At 59.1% G+C, this 23043-nt stretch carries 24 protein-coding genes and 2 pseudogenes; 13 read left to right on the forward strand and 13 right to left on the reverse strand.

The window, feature by feature from the left end; genetic code table 11:
- Window positions 1-19: 19 nt before the first annotated feature.
- From C8029_RS08545 to C8029_RS08560, 4 genes and pseudogenes are all read right to left on the reverse strand, one after another.
- Window positions 20-901, reverse strand: a complete 882-nt coding sequence (locus C8029_RS08545; RefSeq protein WP_009570241.1) for a carbohydrate ABC transporter permease — start codon at window positions 899-901, stop codon at window positions 20-22.
- Window positions 901-1994, reverse strand: a pseudogene (locus C8029_RS08550) (ABC transporter ATP-binding protein). The gene C8029_RS08545 and the pseudogene C8029_RS08550 overlap by 1 nt, the downstream one beginning before the upstream one ends.
- A 12-nt stretch (window positions 1995-2006) precedes the next feature.
- On the reverse strand, window positions 2007-3092 hold the full coding sequence (locus C8029_RS08555) for an ABC transporter ATP-binding protein (protein WP_152002728.1): 1086 nt from the start codon (window positions 3090-3092) through the stop codon (window positions 2007-2009).
- Complete coding sequence (locus C8029_RS08560) at window positions 3085-4623, reverse strand: FGGY-family carbohydrate kinase (protein ID WP_152002729.1); 1539 nt, start codon at window positions 4621-4623, stop codon at window positions 3085-3087. Before C8029_RS08560 ends, C8029_RS08555 begins: the two co-directional genes overlap by 8 nt.
- Before the next feature lie 254 nt (window positions 4624-4877).
- Between C8029_RS08560 and C8029_RS08565 the strand changes: the two genes are divergently transcribed.
- Window positions 4878-6581, forward strand: coding sequence for a glycerol-3-phosphate dehydrogenase/oxidase (locus tag C8029_RS08565; protein ID WP_152002730.1), 1704 nt, complete (start codon window positions 4878-4880; stop codon window positions 6579-6581).
- 21 nt (window positions 6582-6602) lie between these two features.
- Complete coding sequence (locus C8029_RS08570; protein WP_226946285.1) at window positions 6603-7385, forward strand: GntR family transcriptional regulator; 783 nt, start codon at window positions 6603-6605, stop codon at window positions 7383-7385.
- A gap of 312 nt (window positions 7386-7697) precedes the next feature.
- Here the strand turns inward: C8029_RS08570 and C8029_RS22355 are convergent.
- The 3 genes and pseudogenes from C8029_RS22355 to C8029_RS08580 form a co-directional block, all read right to left on the reverse strand.
- Window positions 7698-7823, reverse strand: a pseudogene (locus C8029_RS22355) (IS481 family transposase); the annotation flags it as partial.
- 130 nt (window positions 7824-7953) lie between these two features.
- On the reverse strand, window positions 7954-8208 hold the full coding sequence (locus tag C8029_RS22360; RefSeq protein WP_226946286.1) for a hypothetical protein: 255 nt from the start codon (window positions 8206-8208) through the stop codon (window positions 7954-7956).
- A gap of 670 nt (window positions 8209-8878) precedes the next feature.
- On the reverse strand, window positions 8879-9817 hold the full coding sequence (locus C8029_RS08580) for a helix-turn-helix domain-containing protein (protein ID WP_009570248.1): 939 nt from the start codon (window positions 9815-9817) through the stop codon (window positions 8879-8881).
- 204 nt (window positions 9818-10021) lie between these two features.
- Between C8029_RS08580 and C8029_RS08585 the strand changes: the two genes are divergently transcribed.
- Genes C8029_RS08585 through C8029_RS08610 form a run of 6 tightly spaced genes read left to right on the forward strand, consistent with a single transcriptional unit; the run spans window position 10022 to window position 13843 of the window.
- The gene (locus C8029_RS08585) at window positions 10022-11188 is read left to right on the forward strand and encodes an amine dehydrogenase large subunit (RefSeq protein WP_193217622.1); all 1167 of its coding nucleotides are present in this window, start codon (window positions 10022-10024) and stop codon (window positions 11186-11188) included.
- 5 nt (window positions 11189-11193) lie between these two features.
- Window positions 11194-11721: a MauE/DoxX family redox-associated membrane protein gene (locus C8029_RS08590; RefSeq protein ID WP_152002732.1), complete on the forward strand. Its 528-nt coding sequence runs from the start codon at window positions 11194-11196 to the stop codon at window positions 11719-11721.
- A gap of 28 nt (window positions 11722-11749) precedes the next feature.
- Window positions 11750-12355: a thioredoxin domain-containing protein gene (locus C8029_RS08595; RefSeq protein ID WP_009570251.1), complete on the forward strand. Its 606-nt coding sequence runs from the start codon at window positions 11750-11752 to the stop codon at window positions 12353-12355.
- 26 nt (window positions 12356-12381) lie between these two features.
- Entirely contained in the window at window positions 12382-12921 is a 540-nt protein-coding gene (locus C8029_RS08600; protein WP_152002733.1) for a methylamine dehydrogenase light chain, read from the forward strand.
- Window positions 12918-13373, forward strand: coding sequence for a cytochrome c (locus C8029_RS08605; protein ID WP_152002734.1), 456 nt, complete (start codon window positions 12918-12920; stop codon window positions 13371-13373). The genes C8029_RS08600 and C8029_RS08605 overlap by 4 nt, the downstream gene beginning before the upstream one ends.
- Window positions 13370-13843, forward strand: coding sequence for a c-type cytochrome (locus tag C8029_RS08610; RefSeq protein WP_009570254.1), 474 nt, complete (start codon window positions 13370-13372; stop codon window positions 13841-13843). Before C8029_RS08605 ends, C8029_RS08610 begins: the two co-directional genes overlap by 4 nt.
- 160 nt (window positions 13844-14003) lie before the next feature.
- Here the strand turns inward: C8029_RS08610 and C8029_RS08615 are convergent, their stop codons facing one another.
- Both C8029_RS08615 and C8029_RS08625 read right to left on the reverse strand, forming a co-directional pair.
- On the reverse strand, window positions 14004-14186 hold the full coding sequence (locus C8029_RS08615; RefSeq protein ID WP_152002735.1) for a hypothetical protein: 183 nt from the start codon (window positions 14184-14186) through the stop codon (window positions 14004-14006).
- Between the two features lie 309 nt (window positions 14187-14495).
- Complete coding sequence (locus C8029_RS08625) at window positions 14496-14828, reverse strand: hypothetical protein (RefSeq protein ID WP_152002736.1); 333 nt, start codon at window positions 14826-14828, stop codon at window positions 14496-14498.
- 226 nt (window positions 14829-15054) lie between these two features.
- Between C8029_RS08625 and C8029_RS08630 the strand changes: the two genes are divergently transcribed.
- The gene (locus C8029_RS08630) at window positions 15055-16206 is read left to right on the forward strand and encodes a polysaccharide deacetylase family protein (RefSeq protein ID WP_193217623.1); all 1152 of its coding nucleotides are present in this window, start codon (window positions 15055-15057) and stop codon (window positions 16204-16206) included.
- Between the two features lie 45 nt (window positions 16207-16251).
- Here the strand turns inward: C8029_RS08630 and ftsH are convergent, their stop codons facing one another.
- The 3 genes from ftsH to C8029_RS22365 are packed head-to-tail and all read right to left on the reverse strand — an operon-like array spanning window position 16252 to window position 20068.
- Window positions 16252-18189, reverse strand: coding sequence for an ATP-dependent zinc metalloprotease FtsH (ftsH, locus tag C8029_RS08635; protein ID WP_226946287.1), 1938 nt, complete (start codon window positions 18187-18189; stop codon window positions 16252-16254).
- Window positions 18186-19241, reverse strand: a complete 1056-nt coding sequence (locus C8029_RS23095) for a hypothetical protein (RefSeq protein ID WP_286189787.1) — start codon at window positions 19239-19241, stop codon at window positions 18186-18188. Before C8029_RS23095 ends, ftsH begins: the two co-directional genes overlap by 4 nt.
- 11 nt (window positions 19242-19252) lie before the next feature.
- Window positions 19253-20068, reverse strand: a complete 816-nt coding sequence (locus C8029_RS22365; protein WP_226946288.1) for a DUF2267 domain-containing protein — start codon at window positions 20066-20068, stop codon at window positions 19253-19255.
- A 130-nt stretch (window positions 20069-20198) separates the two neighbouring features.
- Between C8029_RS22365 and C8029_RS08650 the strand changes: the two genes are divergently transcribed.
- From C8029_RS08650 to C8029_RS08660, 3 genes are all read left to right on the forward strand, one after another.
- Window positions 20199-20618: a CBS domain-containing protein gene (locus C8029_RS08650; protein ID WP_152002738.1), complete on the forward strand. Its 420-nt coding sequence runs from the start codon at window positions 20199-20201 to the stop codon at window positions 20616-20618.
- Between the two features lie 62 nt (window positions 20619-20680).
- A complete protein-coding gene (locus tag C8029_RS08655) occupies window positions 20681-20959 on the forward strand; it encodes a YMGG-like glycine zipper-containing protein (RefSeq protein WP_009570262.1) in 279 nt (92 codons plus the stop codon).
- Between the two features lie 23 nt (window positions 20960-20982).
- Window positions 20983-21405: an HPF/RaiA family ribosome-associated protein gene (locus tag C8029_RS08660; protein ID WP_152002739.1), complete on the forward strand. Its 423-nt coding sequence runs from the start codon at window positions 20983-20985 to the stop codon at window positions 21403-21405.
- A gap of 202 nt (window positions 21406-21607) precedes the next feature.
- Here C8029_RS08660 and C8029_RS08665 read toward each other — a convergent pair whose 3' ends face one another.
- On the reverse strand, window positions 21608-22378 hold the full coding sequence (locus C8029_RS08665) for a Crp/Fnr family transcriptional regulator (RefSeq protein WP_152002740.1): 771 nt from the start codon (window positions 22376-22378) through the stop codon (window positions 21608-21610).
- A gap of 212 nt (window positions 22379-22590) precedes the next feature.
- On the opposite strand from C8029_RS08665, the gene C8029_RS08670 reads away from it, so the two are divergent.
- On the forward strand, window positions 22591-23043 hold the full coding sequence (locus C8029_RS08670; RefSeq protein WP_152002741.1) for a host attachment protein: 453 nt from the start codon (window positions 22591-22593) through the stop codon (window positions 23041-23043).

The raw sequence follows: 23043 nt of genomic DNA on the forward strand, positions 1-23043 counted from the left end.
AAGGTCGGGTCAATAGCGGTCATTCCGGCACCTCTTCTTTTTCTTGGTCGAGATTTGTCATGACGGTGTAGAACACCCATGAAATCAAAAGGATCACGAGGAAATACATCAGGCTGAAGGCGGCGGCTGGACCGAGGTCGAACTGACCAATTGCCATCTTCACCAGATCGACGGACAGGAATGTCGTGGTCGAACCGGGGCCACCGCCGGTGACGACGAAAGGCTCGGTGTAGATCATGAAACTGTCCATGAAGCGCAGCAGCACGGCGATCAGCAACACCCCCTGCATCTTCGGCAGTTCGATGTAACGGAACACGGCCCAGCGGCTGGCCTGATCGATGCGGCCCGCTTGGTAATAGGCTTCGGGAATGGATTGCAGACCGGCGTAGCACAGCAGCGTGACAAGCGAGGTCCAGTGCCAGACATCCATCACGATCAGCGTCGCCCAGGCGTCGATTGCATCGCGGCCAAGGTTGAAATCGACGCCAAGCGCAGCCAGCGTCGAGCCAAGCAAACCGATGTCGATGCGAGTGAACAATTGCCAGATCGTGCCCACCACGTTCCACGGGATCAGCAAGGGCAGCGCCAGCAAAACCAAGGTCAGGCTGGCCCAGACGCCGCGTTTCGGCAAGGTCAGAGCAATGGCGATGCCCAGCGGAATTTCAATCGCCAGGATGATTGCCGAAAAGATAAGCTGACGTTGCAGGGCATCGTGCATCCGTTCCGAGCGGATCACGTCGCGGAACCATTCCAGACCCACCCAGAAAAACGCGTTGTTGCCGAAAGTGTCGTTGAAGGCATAGTTCACCACCGTCATCAGTGGCAGGATCGCCGAAAATCCGACAAGCAGCAGCACTGGAAGCACTAGAAACCATGCCTTGTTGTTCTGTGTCTTGAGCATTACGAGCCACTCCTGTCTTTGGGATGTTCCGGGGCCATGCGCCAATCGTCGGCAAAGACGCCGATCTTTTCCGGCTGGAATATGAGGCGACAGCTGTCTGCGGGTAGCTCGGCGCCTTCGCGCAAAACGACGGCCACGGGCGCTCCGGCCACATCGGCGCGCAGGATGCGATGACGGCCCACATCATCGACGCGCAGAATGGTGGCGGGCAGTCCGCCGGTTCTGCCGACGGTCACATGCTCAGGACGAATGCCGATCTGCGTGCGCCCCGTCAGGAGGCCAAACGTGCCACCCAGCGGTGCCTCATGGTCGCCAATACGGGCGACATTCCCGTCGATGGCGGCATCCAATAGGTTCATCCCCGGCGAGCCGATGAAATACCCTACAAATGTGTGCGCAGGCCGTTCGAACAGTTCCTCGGGCGTCCCCACCTGAACGATACGTCCGTCATGCATGACCACCACTTTATCGGCAAAGGTCAGCGCCTCGGTCTGATCGTGGGTGACGTAGATCATCGTGTGACCAAAGTCCTGATGCAGTTTTTTCAACTGCGTGCGCAGTTCCCATTTCAGGTGAGGGTCGATCACGGTCAGAGGTTCGTCGAAGAGGATCGCATTCACATCCTCGCGGACCATGCCACGCCCAAGACTGATCTTTTGCTTGGCATCCGCCGTCAGGCACGCGCCTTGCGCGACAGCGTGTCCTCCATGCCGATCATCTGTGCCACCTGATCGACGCGCGACTGAATATAGTCCTTTTTCATGCCACGATTGCGCAGCGGAAAGGCCAGGTTTTCGCGCACCGTCATGGTGTCGTAGACCACTGGGAACTGGAACACCTGCGCGATATTGCGTTCTGCCGTTGGCGCGTCTGTCACATCGCCATCCCCGAACAGAATGCGCCCCTGGCTGGGCCGCCGCAGGCCCGAGATAAGGTTGAGAAGTGTGGATTTCCCACACCCAGACGCCCCCAAAAGCGCATAGGCACCGCCATCGTCCCAAGTCAGGTCAATGGTCTTGAGCGCGTAGTCCTGTTCGCCCCGAGGGTAGGGAAAGTAGGTGTGCGCCAGATTGGAAAGGGTAATTTTTGCCATGATGTCAGAACCTCAGGCTGCTGCGGCATAGGCGGCCTGAACCGCCAATTGCCCATGGGTGTCGAACAGGTGGAAATGCGCGGTGCTGAGCCACAGGCTGACGTCCGTCCCATCGGTTAAATGATGAATTCCGTGGACCAGTGCGACCCAGCGTGACGTACCTTGGCGCACATGCAAAAACGTCTCTGATCCGGTGATCTCGGATGCGACAAGCTGGCATTTCAGTTCCAGCGCCGGGCCGTTCGGTTTTTCGAACCGCAGGTGGTTGGCGCGGAACCCGGCAACGTAGTCTCCGTCCCTGATCGCTGACAGATTGCCACCTGCCGCGACCTTGGCTCCGACCTCGAATGTCAGCGTATCGCCCGCCTTGGTGCAGGCGCTGAAGTTCATCGGAGGGTCACTGAAAACGCGGGCGGTGGTGGTGTCGATCGGGTGGCGATAGACCTCTGTCGCCGGGCCGAACTGGGTCACGCGGCCTTCCCAAAGACAGGCGGTGTTGCCGCCCAAAAGCAAGGCCTCTTCCGGTTCGGTCGTGGCGTAGACAAAGATCGCGCCAGACTCGCGAAAGATCCGCGGAATCTCGTCGCGCAATTCTTCGCGCAGCTTGTAGTCAAGGTTGGCCAGCGGTTCGTCCAAAAGCACCAGCCCGGCGTCCTTGACCAAGGCGCGGGCCAGAGCACAGCGTTGTTGTTGTCCGCCCGACAACTCCAGAGGCATTCGGTCAAGCAGCGGCGTCAATTGCAGCATCGCGGCAGTCTCGCGCACGCGCCTGTCAATCTCGCTACGATCACGACCCGCCAACCGTAAGGGCGAAGCGATATTGTCGTACACGTTCATGGACGGGTAGTTGATGAACTGCTGATAGACCATCGCGATACGCCGATCCTGTACCCGTTGGCCGGTCACATCCTTGCCGTTCCAAAACACCTTTCCTGTGCTGGGGCGGTCCAGACCCGCCATCAGGCGCATCAGACTGGTTTTGCCCGCCGACGTTGGTCCAAGAAGGACGTTCATTGTGCCTTTTTGAAAGGTCAGATCGGTTGCGTTGATATGGGGCTTTCCGGCAACGATTTTGCTCACCCCCTGAAGTTCAAGCATGAAAGGTCTCCGTATCAGCGACCAACGGGGCCGCCGGGATTGCGGCCATTGCGCGTGTCATCGCTACGAACCGTGGGAATTTTGCGATATGGGCGACGTGACGATCTGTGTTGCAGTCGTGGCGGCGTGCGATGCCGGTCATCGCTGCGACCGCATCGGCCAAGGAGGGATAGGCGCCGATGGCCGACGCCGCGCAAATGGCCACACCAAGCGCGCCGAATTCCGATCCTTTGGGCACTTCGATCGGCAACCCCAGAATGTCAGAGAAAAGTTTGGACCAATACGGGCTGCGGGTTGCGCCGCCCGTCAGACGGATCAGATCGACGGGGGCGGCATCGTCGCCTGACAGCACCTTGTCGATGTCCAACTTGTGGGCAAAAACGATGCCCTCGAAGATCGCGATGGCCATGTCGTCAAAGTCCGATTGCGCCGTCATGCCCAACAATCCCGCCGGTGCGCCGTTTGGGCCACCGAACAGAAAAGGAAAGAACAAAGCCGGGCCGGGCTTTCCCAAACGCCGTGCAAGGGCTTCGTTCAGGCGCTCGTAGATGTCGGAAAACCCTTCGTCCGGAAGAGGCTGTCCATGGGCCAGAACGGTTTTGACGACCCATTCAAGATTGCTGGCCGAGGTCGGAGAGCCTTCGACCGCCATATATCCGCCAAGGGGGTAGGGAAATTGCAACATCGGCACATAACTGCGCCGTGGCGTTGTGTTGAGCGTGGCCGCGATGCTGAATGTGCCCGCAATGACGCTCATTTGTCCGGGCTGCGTGATATGCGAGGCCAGTGCGGCCGCGCTCATATCTACCGTGCCGCGCACAACCGGCGTTCCTTCTTGTAGGCCAGTCAGTGCCGCGGCCTTTGCCGTGACCCGACCCACAACCTCATCTGAGGGGCCAAGGTCTGGAAGCTTGTCGCGCAGGTGGGACAGGCCCAAAAGCTCGAAAAGCGCATCGCAATAAGTGTCGGTTTCCGGGTCCAGCAATCCGGCTGACCCGGCATCCGTCAGATCGGTCGACATGTCCCCGCACAGTTGAGCACGCAGGAAATCTTTGCAGAAGGACACGCGATGCGTCCGGTCAAACACGTCTGGCTCATTGCGGACCAGCCATGCCAGCAAAACGAATGTCTGACCGGGCCAGAGGTGTTGGCCGATCAATGCCTCGACCTGATCCGCAATGCCATTGCTCTGCCATTCGGTGATGATGTCGATGGTGCGCGCGTCCGTTGACATAATCCCGTGCCGCACCGGATGCCCGTCGCGGTCCATCAGGTATAGGCCTCCACCATACCCGGCCACGGACACCGCTTCGATGTCTGACGGCGAAACGCCGCTGCATTCTATCACCTGGCGTACGGCCAAGGTCGCAGCCTTCCACATCACATCCGGGTCCCGTTCGGTCCAGCCGGGGTGGGGGGCCTGCATTACGTTCCGGCTATGCGCGCAGGCGATTTCGGCACCGTCCAGATCAAACAGCGCGGCCTTCGTCATTGTGCCACCGGCATCAATGCCGATTACATACTGTCCCATAGTCTCCTCCCTTGGCGGGCGTCACTCCTCAACAACGCACCGCCAACTTGTCATTACATGCTTAACAATAGGGGGCAAAAATTGGCTGTCAATTGCCCTTGTGTTCGACAAGAAGGGAGACAAAGGTCGTATATAATACCCTTTTTGCGTTGTATTTGCACAATTGACGCGCGGTCAGGCGGGCTATATTCACTTGTTATTACATGCTATGCCTGTTGAGGCGTGTAGCAAGGCAATGCGAGAAGGAGAGGCGGATGCGCAGACGAGAAGAGATGATTGAAAGGCTTCGCACCGAAGCGTTGCCTGACATTCTGATCATTGGCGGGGGAATCAACGGCGTCGGGACTTTCCGAGATCTGGCGGCGCAGAACGTCCCCGCACTTCTGGTCGAGGCGGGGGATTTTTCATCCGGCACCAGCGCCGCGCCCTCGCGCCTTATCCATGGCGGCCTACGTTATCTGGAAACAGGCGAGGCCGCGCTGGTGCGTGAATCCCTGACTGAACGCAATCTGCTGCTGAAAAACGCGTGTCATATCGTGCAACCTCTGCCGGTCTGGGTGCCCTTGCGAAGTTGGCTTGGCGGCACGTTCGGGGCGATCGCCCGTTTTCTGAAACTGACACGGACGCCGGGCCGCAAGGGTGCGATCCCCGTCAAACTTGGCCTGATGCTATATGATGCCTTCGGCCGCACACAACAGACCATGCCCGACCACCGTTTGTTGACCAGACGACAGGCCCGCGCCGAAATGCCGGTGCTTGCGCCGGACATTCGTGCCGTGGCTGAGTATTACGATGCGCGCATCACCCATCCCGAACGACTTGTAATGGAACTTGTGGCCGATGCCGAAGCCGAGTGCCCCGAAAGCCTCGCGGTTCCCTACCTCAAGGCCATCGGTCAGGAAAACGGTCGTGTCACCCTGCGCGATATGGCGAGTGGTGAAACCTTTGATGTCGCGCCGCGCCTCGTCATCAACGCCTCTGGCGCATGGGTGGACGAGGTGCAATCCGGCCTTGGGTTTTCCGGTCGCTTGATGGGCGGCACCCGCGGGTCGCATTTGGTGCTGAAGCAGCCCGTTTTGGCGCAGAAGATGAACGGCAAGATGCTCTATTTCGAAACCGACGACCACCGCGCCTGTCTGATCTACCCGATGGGCGAGGATCGGGTGTTCCTTGGCACCACGGACATTCGCAGCGACGATCCGGGCGACAATTTCTGCACCGATGCCGAGATTGATTACCTGTTCAAAGTGTTGCGCCCGATTATGCCCAATGAGGAATTGCGGCGCGAAGACATCATTTTTACCATTGCCGGTGTGCGCCCCTTGCCCCTGCAAGAGGCCGGGGTCACGGGCGCGATCAGCCGCGATCACCGGCTTGATAGCTTTCCCGCAACGGCGGACCGCCCGTTTGACACGCTAACCCTGGTCGGCGGAAAGTGGACGACCTATCGCGCCTTTGCCGAGCAGGTGAGCGATGTCGTCTTGCAGCGGCAGAACCTGCCGCGCCAAGCCAGCACTGCGGATCGCGCGATTGGTGGGGCCGCCGGGTATCCCTTTGATGCCGCGGACCGTCAGGCATGGGCCAACCGCCTGGCCAGGGATACCGGCCTGACGCCTGAGCGGTGCGCCATGCTTGCGCAGCGCTATGGCGCGCGCGCAAGCGCCGTCGCAAAAGCAGAATGCGCCGACCCCCGTCAGTTCGTGTCTATCCGTGATTACAGCCCGGCGGAAATTTCCCTGATCTGCACGCAAGAGCGCGTCACGCGTCTTGATGATATCGTGCAGCGCCGGACGTTGATGGGGTTCGAAGGGGCCCTGAACGAGAACGGGATCAACGAACTTGCAGAAGTGGCTGCCGCAGCTCTGGGGTGGACTGATGACCACCGCACCGCAGAGATCAAGCAAACCACTCAACTGTTGCGGGATCGCCACCGCGCCACTATACGAGGTTCGCTGTGACCTGATGATCAATGGAGGCACGTGCCTTTGCCCGATAGCAAGACCGAGACATTGCAAGGTAGAATTGACCGCATCGAACGCGGCACTGCCATGCCGCTTTGGTCTCAGGTCAAGGCCACACTGACGACGCTGATCCGTGAGGACGGCCTGAAGGAACATGATCGCCTGCCTTCGGAAAGTGAGCTGTGCAAATCCTTTGGCGTGTCCCGCACGGTCGTCCGCGAAGCCCTTTCACAGATGGTGAACGAAGGTCTGATTTATCGCCTTCAGGGCAAGGGGGCCTTTGTGCGTGGTCGCCGCGATGAACAGAATTTCGTCGGAACCACCATGGGGTTCAGCGGCGAGATGGCGGAAAAGAAACAGGACGTCACCCGTAGGATATTGCGCCAGGAAGTCACCCACCCAACACCCCGGATCAGCCGGATGTTGCGGATCGACCCCACCCACCCGATCGTGGTGGTTGATCGCGTCATGTCGGTCGAATCCGTACCGCGCATGATCGTCAGGTGGGCAATGCTGCAGGAATCCGTTCCGGGGCTGGAACGAATTCAGCTTGAAAACCGGTCTTTGTACGACACGATCAACCGGCAGTTCGGGGTCCGCCTCGTGCGTGCAGACCGCTGGATTGAGGCCGTATCCCTATCGGCGGCAGACGCCGAATTGCTGGGAGTCGAGGCTGGCAAGGCGGCGCTTAAGGTCGAATCCGTCTGTGTGAACGAAGACGGGCATCCTATCGAATATTATGTGGCAACCTTCCTGACGGACCGATCCCGCCTGCACTTGTCGGTGTCTTCGGTCGGCTAAAAGTCAGAGGTGCTTTGCCCCTGCCAGCAGGACGGACACATCGGCAATCTTGCCGGGCGTTGTGATGTGCGAAATGCCCTACCCATAGGTGACGTCGAATGTCAGGTCCGCATCCGTCAACCTATCAGCGCCACTTGTCCCAAATCGCATTGGCCCCGGCATCGCTTGCGCCCCTGCACAGACTGCGATGCCTACCGGCGTGACGCTTTTCGGCGATTTACACGGTGTTCATCAAGGAAACCTGATCCTGACTGTTCAGTCCCGGCATTTGTGGGGCAGATTTAGAATGAAACGATCTGGCTCTGAAGCCAGATCTTGCGGATGTGTTCGCATCTGACCATGACCGACATAATAAATTCGCGTCACTGTCGCCTTCTGGATCGTGCGGTTCATTTGTTCGATCTGGCCATTGGTCCACGGATGGTTTGACCTGATCAGGGGCGGTGTCTGATTTTACTTGCCTCGCGGATCATGCCAAACCGCGTCGGCCGTGAATATGCTGTACCCCGGCTTTCGAACGGATCATGGAGCGTTTAGGCAGTAAAGAAGTGAGGTGCCCCCTAGTTTCCTAGACGCCTGCCTCGTTCATTCTCTGGTGTTTGATTTCATGGTCAACGGGCGACGGCATACCGTTGTTCGTGTGCTTGCGGTCTGGGTTATAGAATATCTCGATGTCGTCAAACACGTCCTGCCTTTTGGCATCACGCGCGATGTATCTGCGTCGCCTGAAGGCTGCAATATGCTGAATCAAGGCAACTTTCCCTCGGACTTGATCCAGCACGTCACGAAGATCGGCAGGTGCGCTGATGATCAACACCTTCAAAGTCACCATCTCCTGTGAACGTGATTTAACAGCTGTATCGCGTGCAATCTTCAAATTTGCATGGCGCGTATCGCTACTGACGATTTGGCCGCGTGACCTCAACCACATTGTGGCCTTGAGCCAACAAAGACCCCGAAATCCCAGGAGCCAGTCCCTTCGAGTCCAAATGCCAAAACCTTCACAAAGGGCACGACCAACGCGCCAACTCCAAATAGCCCTTCGGATTGGTCGGAATGGACAGCGCCGCCAAGCGGGCGCCTTGCATATCGATCGCAACAGCCACATGCGGTGCCTTATGCGCATCGATGCCGACAATAACCGGATTTGCGCTCTTCTGGATTTGCGCTCTTTATGATGCCCTCATTGCCAAGAATGCCCGGGCATCAATCCGAGAGGCCAGGACTGTGATCGGGCATCCCCGTCGGGATCCTGTGAGGTCACTCGCCCGTTTCCGGGGCGGCTTGACGGTCGGCACATCAACGCAATGACACACGGTCATCCGCCGTGAGGCGGAGCGGCGGCAGGACGATCTGGTCGAGCATCTTGAAGCGTTGCCCTCCCCGTGCAGGGCGCGCTCGATCAGATCCTCTGGCATTTCGGCAGTGATGCCGTGACCAGAACCGTCACGGCAATGTGTTCACATGGGTCACTTCTCAGCGGAATCAACAGATCAGTAGGCCCGAAGCCGTTCAACACGTTTGGTGGAGGGCAGATCTCCGTAAATTTTTCTATAGTAGGTCGAGAAGCGGCCCAGATGCCCGAAACCGCTTGCCAGGGCCAGTTGCGTCGTCGTGATCGTGCCACCCGACAACAACCTGTGTCCGATATCGAGCTTTCGTGCAATGAGCCACTCGCGCGGCGTCATCGACAGAAGTTCAGCAAAAGCGTTGCGCAAGGTGAGCTGATTGATAGCCAGCCCTTCGCATAGCGATTGGATGGTGATGTCCTCAGGCTCATTTTCAACAAAGAAGCTCTCGGCGCGCAACAGTATATCGGCGGCGGAAGTTCGGTCGCCTAAGAGGCGGCATTCGTTTTGTTTGAATTGATCGACCAAGTACTGCACCTTATCCATGAGGATTTCTACAATCTCCTGCTGCAGGATCGCCGGCGCGATCCGCATGGTCGTGGGCGCCGATTGCAGGATTTGCTCGAAGTAGCGTGAAATATCCAGAATCTGCCTGCTGGACGGGCATGTGACAATGGCTGCCCTCCTGAACAGCCCCGGTGGGAGATCAACGGCCGTCTCGTCGACCTCGATCATCATGCCTCTTTCGGGAAGCGAGGCGTTGCTGTGGCAGAGGATCTCACTCCCCCCGCGCTGCAACATCAGACAATCAGCGACGGCCATGCCATTGAAGCCAAGCTTCTGGTTCGAGGCGACAAAGGCGATGATGATCTTGCCGGGAGGTGGAGCACTCCATTGCAACATGCCGATGCTGCTGCGTTCTTCGGAAATGGTGACCGGCCCAAGGCTGACCTGCGCCACGCTGCCCTCAAAACTGCCGCCGTGGGTGCGCATGTAGCGCTGTTCCCAGCCCGGAAGCCCCGCTTCCTGTTCTGTCGCATCGAAAAAGGTTCTGACGGAATAGGTCAGGCAAGGCGCGGTCATTGCATTCATCCAATTTGGTAGAGCTGCGTTACCGTTGTTTGGGCGGTGCAGCTCAGCAAGATTGGACACCGCACAACAGGCCCGGAATATGGCCCCCTTTGCAAACTGCACAAAACGCAGGCGAAATTTACGGGAAAATCTGGCTTTCGCCGCGCTGCAGTGAAGATGCAAGGTCGAGCAACATTGATCTGCATGGAGATCTCAATGACTCAAAAACTTGCCTTTGGGCTTTTGCTGTTCACCAGCCTCGTTTCCCGCGCCGCCCTGGCCCAGGACGAGCCCAGCCATCCGCCCTTTGAATTCGAAACCCCGACCGCGCTCGCGGCCATCGCGCCCGGCCCGAATGTCTTTGTGAACAGCCAAGGCTGGGACAAGGCCAGCGCGATCAAGGTCTATGGGGCCGATGATCTGGCCTTTAAAGGCACGATGGCGGCGGGCCTTCAGGCCCATTCGGCGATCTCGCGCGATGGGCAGACCGCCTATTACGCCTCCAACTTTCAGGCCCGGATGGTGCGCGGTCCGCGCACGGATGTGCTGACCGTGTTCGATATTCCAACGCTCAGCGTGCGCGAGGAAATTGTTCTGCCCACGCAGATCGCACAATATACCACCAATCAGTCGCTGACGCGGCTGAGCGCGGACGAACGCTTTTTGTTCATCCAGAATTCGACCCCGGCGACATCGGTGACGGTGGTGGATCTGGCCGCCTCCAGTTTTGCGGTCGAGGTGCCGACGCCAGGTTGCTTTGGCATCTATCCGACATTGGAGGGGTCCGGCTTTTCAACCATTTGTGCCGATGGCGCGTTCATGAGTGTGACGCTGGACGAGACAGGCAAGACCTTTACCACAAGCCGTAGCACCCCCGTCTTCGATCCGAACAAAGACCCCCTTTATCTGACCTTCGACCGCTACGAAGGGGACCTTTATTTCATCACCTACAGCGGCGCGATCGTACATCTGTCAGATGAGGGCGGCACGGTAAAACTGGTCGAGACCATCCCCTCGTTCGGTGCCGATCTGAACTGGGCCCCTGGCGGTTACAACCCCTTCACGATCAATGAGGCGCATGGCGTCCTGTTCATGGCGATGAAGGAAATCGAAGAGCCGGGCGCGCATTATCACGCCTCGTCCGAGATCTGGGCCTATGACCTGAAGGCGCGCAAGCTTCTGTTCCGGTCACAGGGCAAGGGATTGTCGTCGGTTTTCGTCTCTGACGCCGAGACGCCGTTACTGTATTCGCTGAGCCTTCAAGAGGATGAGATCGTTCTCTACGAGGCTATCCCCGAAGCACAATTCGCACTGCGCCGCAAGGCGGCAACCACCGGCACGGGCTTCGCGGCAGTGATCGACATGGCGCCGGGGGCCGAGTGAGACACATGGAACAGTCTTTCTCACTGCTTGGCATGGCGGGGGCGACAAGCATTGCCCTGATCTTCGCCCGCGCGGCCTTTCACAAACTGACCGAGTTCACCGAGTTCACGGGCTTTGTCGCCGATTACCGCATCCTGCCCGTGGCACTGATCGGTCCTGCCGCCGCCGCATTGGTGCTGACCGAGGTGGCGGTGGTGATCGGAACGGTGACGCCGGGCGTCATGGCCCCCGCGCTTGCATTGGGAGCGGGGTTGTTCCTGCTTTACGCGCTGGCGATGGGCATCAATGTCCTTCGGGGTCGCACCACGGTGGAATGCGGCTGCGGAGGCGCGGCGCAACCACTTGGCACACCGCTGGTGCTGCGCAACATCGTTCTGGCAGTGATCGCGGGGCTTTCGGCGGTCGCACCAGTGGCCTCACGCGCACCCGGTGCCGCGCTTGCCGCGATTGCGGTGGGTGCAATGCTGACCCTCACCTTGCTTATCGTCGATCGCATCCTGTCCAACGCCGCGCTTGCGCAGCGTACGATCTGATGCTGCAACCATCTGAAAAGAGAATAAAATGACTGCACTCGTCTTTTTGAATGTGGCCATGTTCGTCATGATCCTTGGCCTCGCTTTCGGCCTGCTCGCCATGGGGCGGCAAATCGGCATCCTATTCGAACGGGTCGCCCCGATGGGGGCTTTGGTGAACGATGCCGGCCCACAGGTCGGCATGGCATCGCCGCAATTCACCCTTGAAAGCCGCACGGGCGGCATGGTCACCATCGGCCCGCGTGCCGACAGAAGTACGCTCGTCTTCTTCCTGTCGCCGACCTGCCCGGTCTGCAAGAAGCTGCTGCCGATCGTCAATCACATCCGCAAGGCCGAAGGGGCGTGGCTTGAGGTGGTGCTGGCCTCGGATGGCGGCGATCTGGCGCAGCATGACAGGTTCATCACATCGGCCAAGCTGCAGGACTATCCCTATGTGGTTTCGACCGAACTGGGGCTGGGCTACCGGGTGGCGCGGCTGCCCTATGCCGTGCTGCTGGATCAGCACGGGGTGATCCGCGCCAAGGGCCTGATCAACAGCCGCGAACAGTTCGACAGCCTGTTCAATGCGCTCGATCTCAAGACCCCCTCGATCCAGTCCTACCTGTCCACCCAAGATGTGCAGCCCGCACATTGATCGTCATCACGCAAAGGAGACACCCTGTGAAAAACCTCATCTCCCAATTCTCCGGCTGGCTCGACACGCGGGTCGAGAATACGTCACGCGGGATCGCCCATCGAGCCGGACGTCGGTCATTCCTCAGCCGCGCCGGATGGGCATTGGTCGGTGGCACCGTTTTGCCGATGCTGCCCTTTGATACGTTCGGCGGCGCCGCCATGGCGCGCGGCTTCGGCGAGCCCGAGGAATTGCCCGAGGACTGTGAATACTGGCGCTATTGTTCGCTGCACGGCGGGCTGTGCAGCCATTGCGGCGGCACCGTCACGCAATGCCCACCCGGATCTACCCCGTCCAAGGTTGCCTGGGTCGGCACCTGTCGCAACCCCAATGACAACAAGGATTATCTGGTCAGCTACAACGACTGCTGCGGCACCGGCGGCTGTGAGACCGACGGCTGCTCGCGTCAGGAAGGCGATATGCCGGGGTATCGTATGGGCCTTGCCTCGGAATCAAGCTGGTGTCTGGCAAATACCGACAACAGCATTCATTGTACGCTGGCCATTGTGGTGGGGCTTGCAGAATGATCAACGACGTCAGGGCAATGTTCGTCGTCTGCCTGAGCGCGCTTGCGGTTTCCGCCAGCGCACAGGACCAAAACGCGGGGGCAGCTCTCTTCGATACAAACTGCGCAGCCTGCCATCAGAAGGCAGGCGTCGGCGCCCCCGGACTGGCTCCTCCTCTGGCACATCGCGAGCTCTTCGCGCGCCTTGGCGAAGAGGCTCCCATCTATCTAAGCGGTGTACTGCTTTCGGGGCTGACCGGGCGCATTACCGCAAACGACATGGAATATGTTGGTCTTGTCATGCCATCGCATGTCTGGCTGACCGACGCAGAAGTCCTCGCCATCACGAATTACGTTCTGGGCGACCTAAACGATATAAACCCAAAGCTGTCTCCTGAGGAACTGGGGACCTTACGCGAAGCGCCGCCCGACCACGCGGCCTTAATCAAGATAAGAGAGAGGGTGGCACCGTGAAGTTCAGATCGTTCTTTTTGTGCGGTCTTCTGACCATTCTACCCGGTATCATCCTTGCCGACATCGACAAAACCATGCCGGGACCGCAACGTGGCACTGCCACCAACTATGTCCTGAAGTGCATTGGCTGCCACATGGCCGATGGCAGGGGCCTGCCACAGGCGGGGATTCCAGATTTCGTGGATTCGATCGGATATTTCGCCGGCTCGCCTGAGGGGCGGGCCTATCTGGTCAACGTCCCGAACGTGCGCGGCGATGGTCTGTCGGATGCCGATACAGCGGCGCTGCTGAACTTCATCATTGATGTCTGGGCCGGTCAATCCAAGCCAGCGGACTTTGTCCCTTTCGATGCGGACGAGCTCGTACAATTACGGCAGAAGACGACGAGTAATGTGGTTGATATCCGTCGCGATGTGGTGGAGCATCTTGCCACAGAGGGATACACACCGTCGGCCTACCCTTGGCCCTGACAGGGTGAGCCCTCTGCGCTGCATAAATGGTCCATTTTGTTGATTGCCACTCAGAACTGACGCATGTGCAAGCTTGCCCCGGCTGAATACGCTGGGGAGTATCGGAGGGTTTTGTTGCAGTTTTTCACACGGCTTGCGAGTAGCTTCGCTTCGGACAGAATTATGCTGCGAGCTGGGCGAATTGCCGAAAAGTGGCCAGATCGCGCCACACAGACAACATGAAATCAAGGGTTTGGCCACCCCAATCCGCAGCGCGTACAATGTTTGCCATCGGCGCACCACGTTTCCATCCCCTCCAAATCGGCGATGTCTTTTGCGCGTCCATCGGTAGCGGCTTGGCCATCAACACAGTCCCTTAAACCCAAAGTTCTACACTGTGTCGCAGTGACCGGCTGAAGCCGGTCACTATTATTCGCACGGCTATCAGAAGATCCTGCGCGAACACGGCTTTCAGGTTGCGATAAGCAGCAAGGGAAATTGCCATGATTGCGAATATGGTATTGTGGCTCGAGGGCCATCTGCGAATACATCAACGGCGTCTATAATCCGCGCCGCCGTCACTTGGCATTGGGCTGGAAAGCCCCGTCGCTTTCGAACGGAAAATGGCCTAAACGAGCCACTAGGCCGACACAAAACGCGACAGGTCCAATTCTCAAATTGTCCCGTCAAAGAGCTTCGCCCGCACCAGCTTTGCGACGTCGCGGAGGCTGGGGGAGCGGTCCGATCGCTTGCTGCCCTCCGACAAGCGCTTGATCCTGCGCAGCGAGGTTCCGAAGTATTGGGCAATCTCGTCGTCGCTCAGTCCAAGATCGTGAAAGGTTTCAACCGTCCGTTCGGGATACGGGCCGAGCAGATCGTCGGCAGCGTTTCGGTAATCCTGATATTCGGCTCCCTGCATTGGGTAAAGATGCCAAGGTGTGCTCTCAGGCGCGAGGACCAGTTGCTCGTCCACCTTAGGTGTTGCACCGTCATCGAATCTCGTCATCGCGTTGCCTCCTCTGAAAGCGGAATCCGGTGGAGTATGGAATTTCGTAGATTCGCGACATTGTCAGCCGTCAACTGGGATGGATTCCCGCCCAGTTGACCTTGCTGCATTGGCAAAATTCCACGCATCCGATGCACCAATGGCCAACGGATGATCCCCGTCAATGAAACCTCCCTGCAATGGCCACAGCCTCGGAAACGAACGTAACACAAAACAAGGTGTTTGCATGAAACCGACAAGCCGGATTCTGGCGTCATTGGCCGTCGCGAGTAGTCTGTTGGCCACAGGATTGGCCGCTGATGAGATCACACCGATCAACGGGTTGGTCTACTTGATCAACACCGATACCGAGGAACCCATCGATGGCTTGCTGCGGTGGGAACTGGAGCTTCGCGAGCGCGGGTTGACCGCGATGGTCAAGGCCTCAAACCCCGTGCTGGAAGCCTATCCAGAGATATTTCGCCGCCTGGCCGCTACAGGGCACGAAATCATTGGTGGGTATTCCGGCATCTGTTGGGACAAGCCTTACGAGGAACAGCGTGCGGCCATGCACGAGGTCAAGTCCTACATGGAAGACCTGACTGGTCACCCAATGCGGATCTTCGCCTGTTCCTATTCCTCGTATGACGAGAACACCCTGCGCGCGGCCGAGGATCTGGGCGTTCCCTACGTTCTGGCGCGTGGCACCGAGGATGTCCGCGCTGTGATCTATCGGCCCGAGGAATATGATGTCGGCCTGATAGAAGTGTCGAACGTGGCGTTCGGAGAACTCGGTCGCGGATCGCTCTGCGACATCAGTCTGTTTTCGCGTGGCGCGACCGAAGCCGATTTCGCACAGGTCTTTGCCGAAAGTATCGCCAGGCATCCCGATAGCATGATCCTGGTCTCGCACCCGCATATTGGCGGCACCAAGGCCGGCTACTGGGAGGTCTACGAGGCGGCGCTCGCTGAACCGGGACTTGCCTGGCGACCCTTCGATGCCTGGGTGAAGGCGGTGACCGTCATCAAGCGGCCCCTTGCCCGGATTCCGGAAAACCGCGACCTGCAATACCTTGAGCCGCAGCCAGCGGTTCCGCTTGAGGAAATCGCGGATTTGCCCGAGGTCGGAGACAAGCTCGTGATGTTTCACAATGGTGAGGGCCCGATGTGCCGCGAGGCTGCTGCGTTTATTGCCAGTCTCGATTATCCGGTCGAGGAGCATCTGGTGGGCGAGCGCAATTTCCTGCCCATGCTGGAGACCTACCGGGCGAGATATGCAGCAAGCGAGGGTGTCTCGGAGCGGTTCGAGCTTTTTCCGCTCATCTTCATCGAGGGTCGGGCATTTTCAGGATTTGACGACGTCGTTCGTTCTGCCATCGAGGCGGAGGTGGCGGATTAGGGGCTGGAACATCCGACTGGTTCGGATGGTGCCGCTATGCCCTGTTCACGTCGCGAGTCCGGTGTCGTCGTTCTTGTGCGGCAGCGGCGTGACCACGGATACGATTGGTTTCAGACAGGTCTCGATTTCCTTGGAATCAAGCACCTCCTTGCGTTCCAACGCGTCAATCAGCGCATGGACCTCTTTTTCGTGGCGCGAGATGATGCCGATCGCCTCTGCCTCGGCGTCTTTGAGAAGCGTCGTCACGGCGTTGTCCACCCGGGCGGCGGTTTCGTCGGCATGTTCGCGCGGCTGGGCCATCGACTGACCAAGGAAGGGATGATCCTCGCGCTGGCGCAGATCCACCGGGCCTATGTCCTCGCTCATGCCCCAACGGGCGACCATCGAGCGGGCCAGTTCAGTGGCGCGTTTGATGTCGTCGTCGGCGCCGGAGCTGACGCTCCCGAGCAGGTGTTTTTCGGCCGCGCGCCCGGCCAGCAGGATGGTCAACTGGCTGTGAAGGTAATCCTCGGGCAGGGTGTGATGCTCCTCGCGCTCGAGCATATGCGTACCACCCAGGCTGCGCCCGCGCGGGATGATCGTCACCTTGTAGAGCGGGTCGGCTCCCGGCGCGAAAAATGCCGCCGCTGTATGACCAGCCTCATGCACGGCCAGGCGGTGTTTTTCCTCGGGCTGAATTGCCAGCGTGCGCACGGTGCCCATCATCACCTTGTCGCGGGCCTCCTGAAGATCGGCCTCGGTGATAGACCCGGCGCTGCGTCGGGCTGCCTGGATCGCGGCCTCGTTCAGCAGATTTTTCAGATCGGCGCCTGAAAAGCCCGGGGTGCCACCCGCGATTGCATCCAGATCCGAGGGATCGGTAAGCGGCAGCGCCTTGGCATGAATGTCGAGGATTGCCCGCCGAGCCCGCCGGTCGGGAAGGTTGAGCATGACGTGCCGGTCAAAGCGCCCGGGGCGCAGAAGAGCAGGGTCAAGCACGTCGGGCCGATTGGTCGCAGCCAACACCACGACGGCCTCCTTGCCCTCGAACCCGTCAAGCTCTGCAAGGATCTGGTTCAGCGTCTGTTCGCGCTCATCGTGGCCGCCGCCAAGCCCGGTGCCCCGGGTGCGGCCGATACTGTCCAACTCGTCGATGAAGATGACCGCCGGGGCAGCCTTGCGTGCGGCCTCGAACATCTTGCGCACACGGCCCGCACCGACACCAACGAAAACCTCGATGAACTCGGAGCCCGATGTCGAAAAGAACGGAACATCGGCCTCACCCGCCAGCGCTTTTGCCAGAAGTGTCTTACCGGTGCCGGGTGGGCCCATCAAAAGCACCCCGTGCGGCACTTCTGCGCCCACGCGTTGGAAACGTTCGGGTTCGCGCAGGAACTCGACCAGTTCGGCCACCTCCTTTTTGGCCTGATCCTGACCTGCTACGTCGGCGAAGGTTGTCCGGGTTCCGCTTTCGCTGGGCCTGGAAAACCGTCCGCTGAACAGACCACCCAGTCCGCCCGCACCAAATCCGCCTCCCGTCTGACCCAGCATCCGCCGCTGGAACCAGAAATAGACCGCAAGAATCAGGATCCACGGCAGGATATAGCTGAGAACCGACACGCCGCGGGGCTCCTTGGCGGTGATCTCGACGCCATGCGCTTCCAGCAGCGGCAGAAGCTCCGGATCACCCTGCGATGGCGTGACCGCGCGGAAACGCGGCGTCGCGGCGGCAACGTCATCCTTGCCCGAGACCGTGATCGCGTTTTCCTCCAAAAGGCCCTGCCCGACCTCTCCCTTTCGGATCATCCGTTTGATCTCACTGTAGGAAACGACCTGAACGCTTGAATCAACATTGGTGAAAGACGAAACTACATAAGCCGTAAAAAGTAGCGCCCAGAACATGATGGTTATCCATGGCTTCCGGGAATCGTCATTTGGAGGATCGTTTGGCATTCTCTGTCTTTCCTTGGTGCCGCCGATGTCGCGGCAATGATGGTCGGTCAATCGGCCCCGAGACTCTCTATCAATTCCGCCGCCACGCCCTGATAGAGCCTTGCCCGGGCCGGCCACTTGGCCGGCGTGCGGACCTCCACATCACGCAGGTGGTTGATGGCCAACCGTGCGCGGGTCAGGCAGGTGACAACGCCATAGGTGGTCAGCAAGGTGCGACTTGGGGGCGGGATTGTCTGCGACAATCGGAACAACATGACGGCCCGAATCCATGCCGCACCTGCTGAGGCACATTCGATCCCCAGCTCGTTGAATTCAAAGAATGGATCGGCAAGCCGGACATCGTGATCGAACTCCACGCGGTCGAAGACCACTGGCGGGTCGGTCAGACAGACATGTTCGGGCCGCAGGTCGCCGTGGCCTTCGCTCAAGAGCCCCTGACAAGCCCGCGCGATGATTTCCCCGCGGCAGGATTCCAGCGCCGGGAGCGCGAAATCCAGCACCTCCTCGCGCAGCGCGTTGCCCATATGGTGCCGCATTTCGCGCAGATGGGCCGCGTTGGTCCGACTATCGCGCATAAGACGATGGTAAAACCGGTGGCCCATGTCAGCGGTCCTGTGTTGCTTGCGATAGAACGAAACCAGAAGGTCGCTCAGGCTGACGATTTCCGAAAGTCGCGGGACCGGACCGGCCTTCAATCGGAGATCCAGCATCGAGGTTGCAGGAAGCCGCACCATTTCAACCAGCCAGTCGACAACGCGCCCTTCCCCGCCCAAAGCCGATCCGCCGTCAGGCTGCTGCACAAGGGGCATGACGGCGCGATAGACCGACCCGGCCAATTCCCGGTTCAGTCGGACTTCCTCACGGCACAGATGGGCCCGCGCCGCCAAGGTGCGCTGGTCAATATGCAGGAGGCGCACCGGTTTCTTGAGTTTCCACACCCGATTTCGGGTGAGAAAGACATAGGACGCATGGGTTTCGGTACATTCCGGTGGCGGCTCACCTGGCCAAGGCGACCCGGTCCTGAGGAACGCAAGCTTGCCCGTCAGCGACACGTCAACAGGTTCGCATTCCGGTTGAACGAGGGTGCTGACGGGCAAAGACATGCGATCTACGCCTATTCCCAAAGCTCCTGAACTGGTTTGCGCATGGCGTGCTTGACCTGCTCGAATTCGCCCCAGGAGACATGTCGACGTAAAAGGTCAATGACCGCCGCCACGGCCCGATCCGGTTCATCCAAAGGCTCCTTCTGAAACCGCGATGCAACCCGCGCGATCAAGTCACTTTTACCGCGTGGTTTGGCCGGGGTTTTCGAAGGATTCCAGCCTTCGAAATATACGCCGCGTACCAGCACCGGAAGCTGCGCTGCTAAATCTGCGGCTTCATCAACCGTCAGAAAATCACGAATGGCGTGCAACGTCTCGTGCAAAAGCATGTATGCCCGTGGCTTTGGGAACTCGAGATCATCGCAGAGTTCATTCAGCCATTCGGCAAAAACCTGCGGGGCATGATCGAGTGTGGCGATACCGGTTATGGTCATGAAACACCTGTCGCTTGAATATCGTTGGATTACATGATGGGCGGCAATCCCGAGCAGCGCATTGATGGCCGTCAATGCCGCGACCTGACCAGCCCGCAATGAAGGGGCATGCTTTTCTTTGCACTCAACGGATTCGACAGGCTGACCGTATCGGGGGCTTGAAATCGCCCGCCACAAGGAGCGCGAATTCGACGGCGGGGAGCACAAGGCGCGACCGCCGGTGGGTGTCCGTGGCCCGGTGACGTCGAAGGGCATACCATCGCGACGCATGATCTGCTCACGGATGCGGCGGTCTCGGCCTTCTCCCGGACCACTCTGCGCGACACCATCCCCCAAACCGACAGCGTTGCTGTTGTTGCGGCAATCAATGGTTACGTCGACGACCGGCTGCACATCCTGACCTGTGCCTCCTGATTGCCGATGTGATCAAGAGAATGCACCATCCGCTTGACGGCAGTCAATGAAACCGGCGCGCCATGCCCCCTATCATGTGTCCAAAGCGAAGCTGAAAGGAGTCTCTCAAATGGAAATTACCGCGGCAATGCACCAACAGGTCGATTGGGCCAGCGCCGACATGCCCGTCAGCGAGATGGCGAAGATGATGCGAAAGGATGACATCGGCGCGATTCCGGTCGGCAAGGATGACAAGCTGATCGGCATGGTCACCGACCGTGATATCGCGCTCCGGGTGGTGGCGGAGGGACGCGATCCGGCAAAGACAACCGCCGAGGAGATCATGACCAAGGGCATCGTCTATTGCCGGACGACCGAGACGGTGGAAGACGCCGTCCATCTCATGGACCAGAAGAAGATCCGCCGTCTTCCGGTCATCGACGATAACAAGCGGCTGGTGGGCATGCTGAGCCTAGGCGACATTTCCCACGCGGTCGGCAGGGAATTGTCCGGCGAGCTTCTGCATGCCGTGGCGGATCATCACAAGTGACCAAAGGCACACAAGCGGTGTCTGAGGGTTTATGCAGGACCAGATAATATGAGGAAAAGTCTATGACGTATTACTATGCAAATGTGTTGGCCGTCGCAGGTCTCCTTGCACTGACAGGTTGCGAAAACCTCACTTCAGAACAGCGGACGGTGGTCGGCGTCACGTCCGGTGCCGCCGCTGGTCTGATTACAGCCGAGGCGTTCGATGCCGATGACAACTGGCGTCTTATCGCCGCGCTCGCCGGGGCGGCGGCCGGTACGCTTGTCGCACAAAATTCGGCGACCGATGATTGCGCCTATGCCCGCGGCGACGGAACCTATTTCACCGCGCCATGCCCATAGGGACCAGAACGAGGACTGATCGAATGCAGATCGAACCGATCATCTCTTATCACAATGTCGACCACTCACTGGCGGTCGAGAATCTCGTGCTCCGACGCGTCAGGATGCTGGAACGGCGCGAGGACCGGATCACCGGATGCGAGGTGACGATGGCGGCGCCGCAGGAAAGGAAACGGCACGGGCGCGTCTTCAAGGTTCGGCTCAACCTGCATCTGCCCGGTCCTGATGTGTCGATTTCCCGCGAAATCGCCCAAGGCAGCGCGCAGAACGATTTGATCCTCGCCGTGAATCGCGCGTTCACCGCCGCCGAGAAGGCATTGAGGTCGCGCAAAAAGAAGATGGGCGGCATCGAGGTAAAGCATCACCCGCCCGTGCTGCACGGCGAAATCGCCGAACTGGTGCCTGAACTTGGATATGGCTGGGTTCAGGCCAATGATGGCCGCTAGGTATATGTCCAGCGCGACAGCCTGACCTCTGACGACTGGGAGCGTCTGGACAAAGGCACCCGGTTCCGGTTCCGCGAGATGCAGGGTGACAAGGGGATTTACGCCGTATCGGTGGCGATCGCGGATTGAGGGAAATCAGCGGTGGGGGAAACCCGGAACACCCGAAAATCCACCGCGATCCGGGCCGACTTCTCGACATCGGTCAGGATTCGGTACGATGGTTCTTCAAAAGTTCCTGAAGGATGGCTATGGCTTCGATTTCGTCTTCGTCGGCCGCTAACGCCAAGGCTTTCATGTCCCGGATCAAAATGCGGTCAGGTTCGAGTATGTCGATAACCCCTCGGTCGCTGAGCGAATGCAGGGAGCGAGAGATCGATTCCGGCCGTGTGCCCAACAGATGGGCCAGATCACCCCGGCTGATCGGAATCTTGACTTCGACACCTTCCGGTCTGGGCTGCAGAATATGGTCGATACCACGAAAGCGCGAACACATCAGCAACAGGAAACCGGCAATGCGGCCGACGATCTTCTGGTTTGAAAGAATGATCAACCACTCTCGCGCCCGGTCCAATTCGTTGGCGGCATTCAACAGCACCGCGGGTTCAAGGTCCGGCGATTGCGTCAGCAGGGCCTCGAATTCCGCCCGGGGAAACGCGCAGATTTCCGTGTCGGTCGCTGCCTCGATGGAAAACTCTGCTGTGCCGTCGAAAACCCTTCCAAAAAAGTCCCCCTGGACAAGAAGCCCGACGATCTGTGCCCTTCCATCGGCCAATGTCTTTTCCATCCGCAAAACACCGGACAGAACGCAGCCGATGAAATAGGATCTCTCCTGCGCATGAACGACGGTTTGATTGGCGCGATAGCTTTTCACACGGCACATCACCTCCAGCGCGTCCCATGTTTCGGGGCGAAGCTGAGAAAACGGTGTCGACTTGACTAAACTCAGGCGTGTCTCTTTGCGATGCTCTTCCACTATATCTACGCACCTTCGATTGTCTGACCATGCTATCGCATTGTGCCGCTTTCGTGTCGATCAACAGTTTGTGAGCAGTATCATCATTGCGCTACCATTGCCACCAGCGGCAAACCGCTGAGCCGGGGGCGGCATTGACATGTATCAATGACCTTCCGGTGCCAATCAGTTTTCATCTCAAGTGTGCAAGGTGTTTAAAGTGGGGGGAGGAGATGCATCACAAAACATGGGCTTTGGTGAGCGATGGCGTTCGTGCCCGCATTCTGCGGGATCTCGAAGATGGCGCTGCGCAGGACCCGATAGAATTCATCAGCAAGGCAAAATCAATCCATCTGCGCGATCATCTCTCGGACAAGCCGGGCCGCAGCGTCGCATCGGGTGCCGGCGGGCGGCGCTCTGCCATGGAACCCGGATCCGACCCGGTCCTGCGCGACATGCAGGATTTTGCCCAGGAAACCCTCAGCGTTCTGGAAGACCACTTTCGTAAGGGGCATCTGACCCGGCTGGCGATTTTCGCCGCACCAAAGATGCTTGGGGTCTTGCGCCGCGAAATACCCGCGTCTCTGAACAGTGCCGTGATCCTCGAACGCGATCTCAATCTCGTCAATCTGTCCGACGCGGATCTGCGCGACGCCGTGATCCAGGCGCTTGGTAAGGAGTCATAG

The sequence above is a fragment of the Roseobacter sp. TSBP12 genome, from assembly GCF_009129705.1.
In the GTDB taxonomy this organism is placed as follows: Bacteria; Pseudomonadota; Alphaproteobacteria; order Rhodobacterales; family Rhodobacteraceae; genus Celeribacter; species Celeribacter baekdonensis_A.